Source organism: Holospora obtusa F1 (assembly GCF_000469665.2).
GTDB lineage: Bacteria > Pseudomonadota > Alphaproteobacteria > Holosporales > Holosporaceae > Holospora > Holospora obtusa.
The window spans coordinates 1-8589 of the sequence record NZ_AWTR02000076.1 but is presented as its reverse complement, the minus strand read 5'-3'; the positions used below and the strand labels follow the sequence as shown (position 1 = coordinate 8589).

General features: G+C 34.2%; 7 protein-coding genes. 2 read left to right on the top strand and 5 right to left on the bottom strand.

All coding sequences use genetic code 11. The features are described 5' to 3' along the window. Positions 1-353 precede the first annotated feature (353 nt). Both P618_RS04630 and P618_RS04625 read left to right on the top strand, forming a co-directional pair. Positions 354-1748 (top strand): NAD(P)H-dependent flavin oxidoreductase, encoded by a 1395-nt coding sequence (locus P618_RS04630; RefSeq protein ID WP_239638266.1) that lies wholly within the window; start codon positions 354-356, stop codon positions 1746-1748. 7 nt (positions 1749-1755) lie between these two features. After that, positions 1756-2394 (top strand): hypothetical protein, encoded by a 639-nt coding sequence (locus tag P618_RS04625; protein ID WP_021827701.1) that lies wholly within the window; start codon positions 1756-1758, stop codon positions 2392-2394. 269 nt (positions 2395-2663) lie between these two features. Here the strand turns inward: P618_RS04625 and P618_RS04620 are convergent, their stop codons facing one another. The 5 genes from P618_RS04620 to P618_RS04600 all read right to left on the bottom strand — a co-directional run bounded on the left by P618_RS04620 (position 2664) and on the right by P618_RS04600 (position 8005). Next, positions 2664-4250, bottom strand: a complete 1587-nt coding sequence (locus P618_RS04620; protein WP_021827699.1) for a hypothetical protein — start codon at positions 4248-4250, stop codon at positions 2664-2666. A gap of 149 nt (positions 4251-4399) precedes the next feature. Beyond that, positions 4400-5539: a DNA replication/repair protein RecF gene (gene recF / locus P618_RS04615; protein ID WP_021827698.1), complete on the bottom strand. Its 1140-nt coding sequence runs from the start codon at positions 5537-5539 to the stop codon at positions 4400-4402. Next, positions 5540-6451, bottom strand: coding sequence for an OmpA family protein (locus P618_RS04610; RefSeq protein ID WP_021827697.1), 912 nt, complete (start codon positions 6449-6451; stop codon positions 5540-5542). It lies immediately after the preceding gene. A 142-nt stretch (positions 6452-6593) separates the two neighbouring features. Further along, complete coding sequence (locus tag P618_RS04605; protein ID WP_021827696.1) at positions 6594-7151, bottom strand: RNA pyrophosphohydrolase; 558 nt, start codon at positions 7149-7151, stop codon at positions 6594-6596. Beyond that, positions 7148-8005, bottom strand: a complete 858-nt coding sequence (locus P618_RS04600) for an inositol monophosphatase family protein (RefSeq protein ID WP_021827695.1) — start codon at positions 8003-8005, stop codon at positions 7148-7150. The genes P618_RS04605 and P618_RS04600 overlap by 4 nt, the downstream gene beginning before the upstream one ends. Positions 8006-8589 lie beyond the last annotated feature (584 nt).

Sequence of the window (8589 nt, the reverse complement as noted above, 5' to 3'; positions counted from 1 at the left end):
CATATCAAGAAGATCCAGTTTCATTTTTTGTCCTTAAAAACTTACGGACGAAAAATATGATTATTTCAAGCAGAAATCAACTATTGCTGCGTAACATCAGTAAATTATAAAAAAACAAAAATTTTTTTGGCGACACAAAGAAAAAGAATATTTTTTTAGAGAATAACTTCGCTTTACAAAGTATGTCTGGACCACGAGAAATTTTTTTATCTTATTGATTTGATTGTATTTTTTAAGATAGAGCTTGATTTATTGTATCCATTCTAAAGCATTGGGCTTGTTTTGGCAGAGTACTTTGGGTAGTATTAAGATACTAACATTAATTTTTTATATCAATGCAAGTCCTAAATCCCATGATGTTGAATTCTATACCGATCTCTGGAGCAGAGGTGTTGCCTTTGATTGAAGGTGGAAAAGGGATTGGGGCAACTAATGGAGTAAGTTCAGGAGCATGGGCAGCTTGTGGTGCTGTAGGGACGTTTTCTGGAGTAAATGCGCCCATTCTAGATGAAGAAGGGGGGATTAAACCTTGGACTTATCAAGGGCATACTCGCAAAGAACGTCATAAAGAACTTATCGAACAAGCAATATTGGGGGGAGTTCAGCAAGCAAAGATTGCCTATGATCTTTCATGTGGAAAAGGGCGTATCCATATGAATGTTTTATGGGAAATGGGGGGAGTAGAAAGCGTTTTAGAAGGTATTTTAAGTGGTACGAAAGGTCTTATTCATGGGGTGACGTGCGGAGCGGGAATGCCGTACAGACTTGCAGAAATTGCAGCGCGATTTAAAGTGTTTTATTTACCTATAGTTTCTTCTGCGCGCGCCTTTAGAGCGTTGTGGAATCGTGCGTATAGTAAGATGTCTGATTGGTTAAGCGCGGTTGTTTATGAAGATCCTTGGAAGGCTGGGGGGCATAACGGGTTAAGTAATCAGGAAAATCCTTTGCTACCAGAAGATCCTTATAGTAGGGTGGTGGCGTTAAGAGCTTCGATGCGGGATTTTTCTTTAGATCATATACCTATTATTATGGCTGGAGGGGTTTGGCATTTAAAGAATTTGGCTCATTGGATCAATAATGAAGAACTGGGCTTAATAGGATTTCAGTTTGGGACTCGCCCTTTGTTGACTCAAGAAAGTCCAATTTCAGAAAGTTGGAAAAAACGGTTATTAAATATTCTTCCTGGAGATATTTTGTTAAATAGATTTAGTCCGACGGGGTTTTATTCATCAGCGTTTCGTAACTCATTCCTTGATGCGTTGATTGCGCGCTCTTCTCGTCAAGTTGCGTATTCTTATATCCAAAATGAAGAATTTTTTGGAATTTTAGAGTTAGGAACGAGAGGAAGACAATTGTTTGTTAGGGAGAGAGATTTAGGAGATATTGCGCATTGGAAACAGCAGGGGTTTTTGACAGGTATGACGACTCCCAGTCAAACGGTCATTTTTACAACCCCCCAAGAAGCAGCTAGCATATTAAAAGATCAAAGAGAGTGTAAAGGATGTTTAAGTTCTTGTCTTTTTAGTAATTGGAGTCAAGGAATTACTGGGTCTACGGGAGAAAAGCCAGATCCTAGATCGTTTTGTATCCAAAAAACATTGCAGGACATCATATTAACAGGGGATGTAGAAAATAATTTGATGTTTGCAGGTCATAATGCGTATAAATTTAGAGAAGATCCTTTTTATAAAGATGGTTTTATTCCCACCGTTTCTGAGCTTATTGAACGCATTAAAACTGGGGAGTAAGGTTTAGGTGAAACGTTTTACGTTTTTTTTAAAATGCTTTTTATCGCAGCGTCAAAAAGGATTTATTTTGTGGGAAATTGTCATCGGATTAGCAGTTTTTGGCGTGATTGCTGGTGTTGGGATGAAGATGTGGAAAATTGTTGATCAGGGAAAGTTTGTGCGAACGTGTGAGCATATTCAAAGTATTGTAACACAACTTCGTCATTATAGATGTATTCATGGAGTATTACCAGAAGAACATGCTTTATCAGAAAACGCACTAAGTAAAGCTTCTCATCACGTGTGGAGTTCTTTGGCTCAAGATCATTGGATTGATGGAGTAGGAGCAAGCATGTTACGACAGGATCAAGTTTATCCAAAGAATGCTTTAGGGGGTGGAGCAGGATTGATTCGATCACGTCTCAACGAGCGTGCAGGAGTTTGGCTTGTGATTGCAAAAGAAACTCAAGAAGGGTTGAACGGAGGTGTATTTACGCCAAAAGAGGCTGAGCGATTAGCGCACACATGGGGTGATGGCACACCAAATTCTGGTGATTTTTTCGCAAAAGAGGGGGAAGGGTTTTTAGAGGGAAGTTGTGTGGAACAGAGCAAATTTTCTAAAAATTCTCAAAGAAGCTGTGTTGTTTATGTATTTGTAGCAGACTAAGTCACAATAAAGAGGTCTTGCTTTAGTCATATGTACAGATAGGCTATTGTGTTTGGAGATCGTTTTAGATGAGGGGGCTAAAACAGCTCATTCTTGGCAACCTATTAAATTAGAAGTTTTTACTTGCTATACTTTGTTTTTTTATGACAGAAACTTTACTAAAAATTTTTAAAACACTCCCAATGTTTTGAGAAATTGTCTTGATTTTTTTAACGCTCTGCACTGCTTGTATTCTATTGAGATAAAGTTTTTTCCATTCGTTTTTTTGTTCAGTCACTAAAAGTTTTTTTTAATACTGATAACACATCTTGGCAAATAGGTTTAGAAAAATTAGAAATTTTTTGAATTATCTCCAAAAACTCATCTCCCGTTAATTCATTGATTTTAAAAAAAATATTTTTTTGTTCATCTTGAGACTGATTAAAAAATTGATATTCTGAATCTTTTGATACTAACCATTCCAAAATAACGAACAAATCTGTTTTTTTTACGTAAGGAAGGTATAAAATAACGTCATGGTAAAGAGTGTTTTGAAGTGTTGAGTTGAAGTGAAGTGGAGAAAATAAGCCAATAAATTGTAGTAACTTTTCTGGAAAATTTTGAGCTTCTTTATGGCAATTTAAATTTGCTTTCATTTCATCGTAATACACATCATTAAAAGAAGATTCATCTTCACATGCACATGAGATTTGCTTTATGTTTTGATCCATAGGCGCCCATTTATCTAAATAATTCCTAAATTCAAAAAAATTTGACATGTGCGGATATTCTTGCAAAAAATCTAATAAAAAATAACCTTGATTGCCGCTAAAGATTGTGATATTTTTTAAAGAATTTAAAAAATATTGACTTTCTATTAATTTTTGTTTAAACATTGTTTCATTTTTCAAAAATTTTTTCACTCTGTATTGAGGGAAAAATTTTCCAGCTATCGCCGAAAACATTTCTCTTTTTTTTTCATAATTTTGTTCATTTTTATGCATTTTTTCTGAAAGAATGGTCAGTAAAATTCCACTATGTTCAAATTTTTTTTTATTTAATAAATGTAAGGCTTGAGGAGCGCACAATCCTCCTTGATTTATAAATTCTTCCCAAATATAAGAAAAATCTGAATCAGTAAGCTCTTGCGTTTTTAAACAAATTTTTTTTTGAACACGTGTTCCTGCTTGAAGAAATGTGTGATTTTCTACAGAATTATGTATGTACGTAAAATGACGTTTGTATTTCAACATTAAACACTCTAAGATACTTCTTAAATCGTTTGGTTTGATTAAAGGAAGCCATGAAGCTACCTTAAAAAAATCAGCCTCATCTAATGAAAATTCTAACTTTGATTCTTGAATTTCTTCATTAAATAGTCTAATGACGGATGAAAACTTTTGATCATGTTTAAAGTCCTCTAAAAATTCAACCACTTTGTGAGATCCATCTTCTTCATATTTTATCAGTAAAATTTTTAAAATATTTTCAAAATTTTGTAAATTTCCGAAATATTCCAAAGAATTTAAGGAAGCTTTTTTGATGCATTGAAGCATTTGCTCTGGAAATGCTTCAAATAAATCAACCGCATGAAGGGGTAAAAAATTTTTAAAAAAATAAGTTACGTTAGCTGATCCTTGGGCATTGCTTATTATTTTTAATGCATTCAAAACATGGAATGTTTTTGCGCCACCTATCTTCGATAACAAATTTTGATTCATTAAAATATCAATAACGCTTTGGATGCGTTCATCATCCTCTATTTCTTGAATTAAATGGCTTATAATTTCTTCCTTTGTGGAATGTTCGTTCACTGCAAAAGAGGTATCAAAATTTTTTATTATCGAAATTAATAATAAAACAAAACTTAATTTCATAAAAATTATTTTTTAAAAATTCAAAGTAATATTATTCAGCAATTATAGTTTGTGTCAATGTTTTTTCTTTAATTCAATAGATATTATGTAATAATTTGTAGATTTTTTAAATTTTTTTAACCCATAAAAAAATTGGATTATAATGAAAATCAGTACATTAAAATGCTATTTCCCTCTAAGCGCTGTACGTTAACCCAATTTGTAGAACTGATTCCTTCAAATATTTTTTCATGCACTCCAGTCATCCACACACACATTTCTAACTCATTCAGCGCTTTCCATAACTGTGTACGATGTTTTGTATCTAAATGTGCTCCAACTTCATCTAGTAATAAAAAATGAAATTCTTTTGGATGAAATTTTTTTATCATTTTAGACCAAGCCAATATTAAAGAAACGAGCATACTTTTTTGTTCCCCTGTTGAGCATGATGCGATTTCGTGTTGATTGATATGTGTGACGACCCATCGAGCATGATGAGGACCAAACGTTGTCGTTCCTTTATAGTGTTCTTGAACTCTTAATCCTTTCCAAATTTTTTTTAATTCGGATTCTACTGTCTGCATTTCTGACGAGTTAAGTACATGAAGAAGAATCCATTCTTCAAATTCTCCCTGGGTCTTTACAGTTATTAAGGGAAAGTGATGATTGCATTGTAAAAACATATTCAGTTCTTTTAAAGCGTGTTGACGAATTTTATAAATTTTTATGCTATTTTGCACCATAATTTCTTCCATGGCATCTAATATAAAAGAAGATGCTTGACTTTTTAGTGCGCGATTTCGTGCTTGAACTGCGGTTTGATAAGATTGTAAATATTTTCCGTAGGCAGGGTACAAAGTAAAGACAATGCGATCAAAATATTTTCTTCTTGCCCACCATCCTTGGTTCCACATGCGATCAATGGCTGGAGTGATCCAGTGCATAGAAATCCATTGTGCAATTTCTAGTTGATGTTTTAAACGTAAGCCGTTCATGGTAATACATCGCTTTCCTTTGGACTCAAAGGTCTCCAAAACTAAAGGTCCGGTTGGACTATTTAGCGCGAGTTTCAATATCCAAGGAGTGTCCGAGTTTGCTTTGTGTGACCAAGCAGAAGAGCTGGCTCCTTTTAATCCTTTCCCCGGAGAGAACAAAGATAAGGCCTCTAAAAGATTAGTTTTTCCCGCTCCATTATCTCCAATTAAACATACAACGCCTTGAGAAAAATCTAGAACTCCGTAATGATAAGAGCGAAATTTCGAAATCACTAACTGATGCATATGCTTAAATATACTTTCAGAAAACATTTAAATTTTTTTATCATCCAAAACCAGCTCAATTCGTCGATCTTTATCACTAAATTGCCCAGGCTTTAAGGGATGAAATTCTCCAAATCCCGCGGCAACTAATCGATTTTCTGGGACACCTTGCTCTTTCAAAAACGCAACAACTGCTAATGCTCTTGCAATAGACAATTCCAAATTATTTTTAAATTTACTGCTTTCTTTTAAAAGATGGCGATCTGTGTGCCCGTCCACTCTCAAAACCCAATTGACGTCTTTAGGAATTAAAAGAGCAATCTTTTTTAATGCGATGGCAAAACTACGTAACGCCTCTTTACCATTAGGGCCTACTTGAGCAGATCCCATTTCAAACAGAACCTCTGACTGAAATACAAATCGATCTCCCACTAATTTTACATCTTTTCTGCCTTCTAGCAATACGCGAAGTTTTTCAAGAAATTCTGAACGAGATTTCCATAATTGCTTAATTTTTTCTTCCATTAGGCGCTCTATACGTTTTTCAAGAAGGTGAATTTTTTTATCTTTTTCTTGAATCCATGCCTCGGCGCGGCATGCTTCTTGCCGAACTTTTTCTAGATTTTTTTCTTGAAGCTCTAAATGTTCCATTAAATTAGAATACAAGGTCAATAAGCGCTGCATCTCTTTTTGATCCATATTTTCTAACTCTTTCAATTTTTTATTGAGAGCTTGAGATTCGTTTCGGGCACGTAGTGCATCTTTCTTCCAACGCATGCTTTGTTGTTCGAACAAAATTTTAGAATTTTTTAAACTATTTTCTTTCTCTTTAATCGTATACTGAAGACAAATATTAGAAAGTGCAAACATAGTAAACACTAAAACGACGACCATCAGCATAGCGGACAGTACATCAACAAAACCAGGCCATATAGAAGATTCTAAAGAATTATTTGACACAAAAAACAAAGTTAAAAAAATAACTTTTATAGACTAGCATACTCTTTTACCTGCGGCAAAAAGTTTTTGCGTTTCTAAGCTCTGTGTGTGCGACCTTGAAAATTAAATTGCGTATTCTCACACGCATGTTTGTTTGCTCAAATTATTTTGAACACAGTGCTTTCATCATGGTAGGCCATAATTCTTCAAAAACCTTTGCGTACAAAGATCGTTTAAAAAACGCACAGCTCGTCATTAATTCTTTTTTTTCAATCCATTTCCAAGACTCAAACTCAGGATGACGAGTTATTTTTAAATTAATTTCTTCATCTGATCCTGAAAACAAAAATCCGTACCATACTTGCTTTTGTCCCTTAAAACGCAATTTCCACAAATTAAAGTACGGAAAGTCATAATGGTAAGCTCTTTGTGTGCAAGCAACCATTTTGCACTGATTTTTAACTCCAACCTCTTCCCATAATTCTCGCCAAGCAGCCTGAGCAAAAGGCTCTGGGACTCCACCATCGAAATCCACTCCTCCTTGAGGCATTTGCCACTCAGAATACTTTTTTTTAATACGTTTTCCCACAAAAATTTTTCCGTCTTGATTCATTAATAAAATTCCAACTCCCAACCGATAACCAGGATCTTCTGTATCAGAACCCGAACGGATCAGCGCCTGAAAAAATATATAAATCTTTTTTATAAAAGAAAAATTCATGACTGTCTTACAGGTAGTATTCCGCACAACGTATGATAAATTTCAGGATGACCAGCCACGATATCAGAGCTTTTGAGCGCTTGTAAAGGGCCCGTAAACTGATGAGAAACTTTTCCTCCTGCTTCCCGAATGATAGCAATACCTGCTGCGCTATCCCAAATACGCGTAGAATATTCGATACTCGCATCTAGACGCCCCGCAGAAACATATGCAAGATGCAGAGCAGTGCTTCCAAAAGAACGAAATAATGTATCTGGAAGCAGATGAAACAACGAAAGAATGTGCTGACACTGATCTGGCGTATGTCGCGGACCTGGTAACGCCATGGCAATATAATTTCTAGGTCTTTTTTGAGAAAGGCGCAATTTATATTGATCCAAAAAAGCTCCTACACCTTTTTGCGCCCAAAACACTTCGTCCCGTATAGGATCATAGATGACTCCCATCACGAAATCTTGACGCTCATAGAGCGAAACAGAAATAGAAAAATAAGGGATCCCTTTCGAAAAGTTGTTAGATCCATCTAAAGGATCTATAATCCACGTCGGTGAATTACTTTCTTCTCCAGCGATATATCCGCCTTCTTCCATTAAAAACGCGTATCCAGGATAGCTTTCCTTTAATCCATTATACAACACTTTTTCAACACGACATTCTGCGTCAGAGACAAATTTTTTTAAACTTTTTTCAGCTCCCTGAAGTTTCTCCACTTCTGAAAAATCTCTCAGCAAGGAACCACTGACTTTGAACATTAAACGTGTTACAACATTGACAAAAGAGGAAGGAGTTGAAAAAGCGCGCACTGTACATACACAAAAACGATCTGGTAGGTAATTATACAAAAAATCTAACAATTTTCAATACGTTTATTAAAAAAATAATATTTATCTGATATTAAAAAAAAATGAATTGCATATTTAGAAATTATAAAACTAATTTATAATTATTCAATAAGTATCTTTCATGTTTAAAGCAAATGTACGTATAGTATCAGATTAAAATCATTATTGTTATTCTTATAATAGAATATTAATATGAGATTTTAAGAATGGTGTAGTCACGCATAAGTAGTAATTTAGCTTGAATTAAATGTTTTTAAAAAAGTTTGAAATGGCAAAAAAAAGAGTATTTTTTTATTATTTTTTTGTTTCAGTATAATAAAAAATTACATCTAATTTAACCCAAGTTATTATGGTAATTTTTTTTGTACATGTTGAGTTATGGAATATAAAAAATAAAGGAAAACGAATCGCAAAATTTATAAGGATTATTTCAATCTAAAAAGATTGAACACAACCTCTTTTGTTTAAAATTTAATCACTGATGTTACGCAGCAATAGTTGATTTCTGCTTGAAATAATCATATTTTTCGTCCATAAGTTTTTAAGGACAAAAAATGAAACTGGATCTTCTTGATATTTATAGCGACTATTTGATA

Excerpts from the sequence above, each read along its gene's own strand:
- P618_RS04630 (WP_239638266.1), top strand. The coding sequence starts at position 354 with ATGATGTTGAATTCTATACCGATCTCTGGAGCAGAGGTGTTGCCTTTG.
- P618_RS04620 (WP_021827699.1), bottom strand. The coding sequence starts at position 4,250 with ATGAAATTAAGTTTTGTTTTATTATTAATTTCGATAATAAAAAATTTT.
- recF (WP_021827698.1), bottom strand. The coding sequence starts at position 5,539 with ATGTTTTCTGAAAGTATATTTAAGCATATGCATCAGTTAGTGATTTCG.
- P618_RS04605 (WP_021827696.1), bottom strand. The coding sequence starts at position 7,151 with ATGAATTTTTCTTTTATAAAAAAGATTTATATATTTTTTCAGGCGCTG.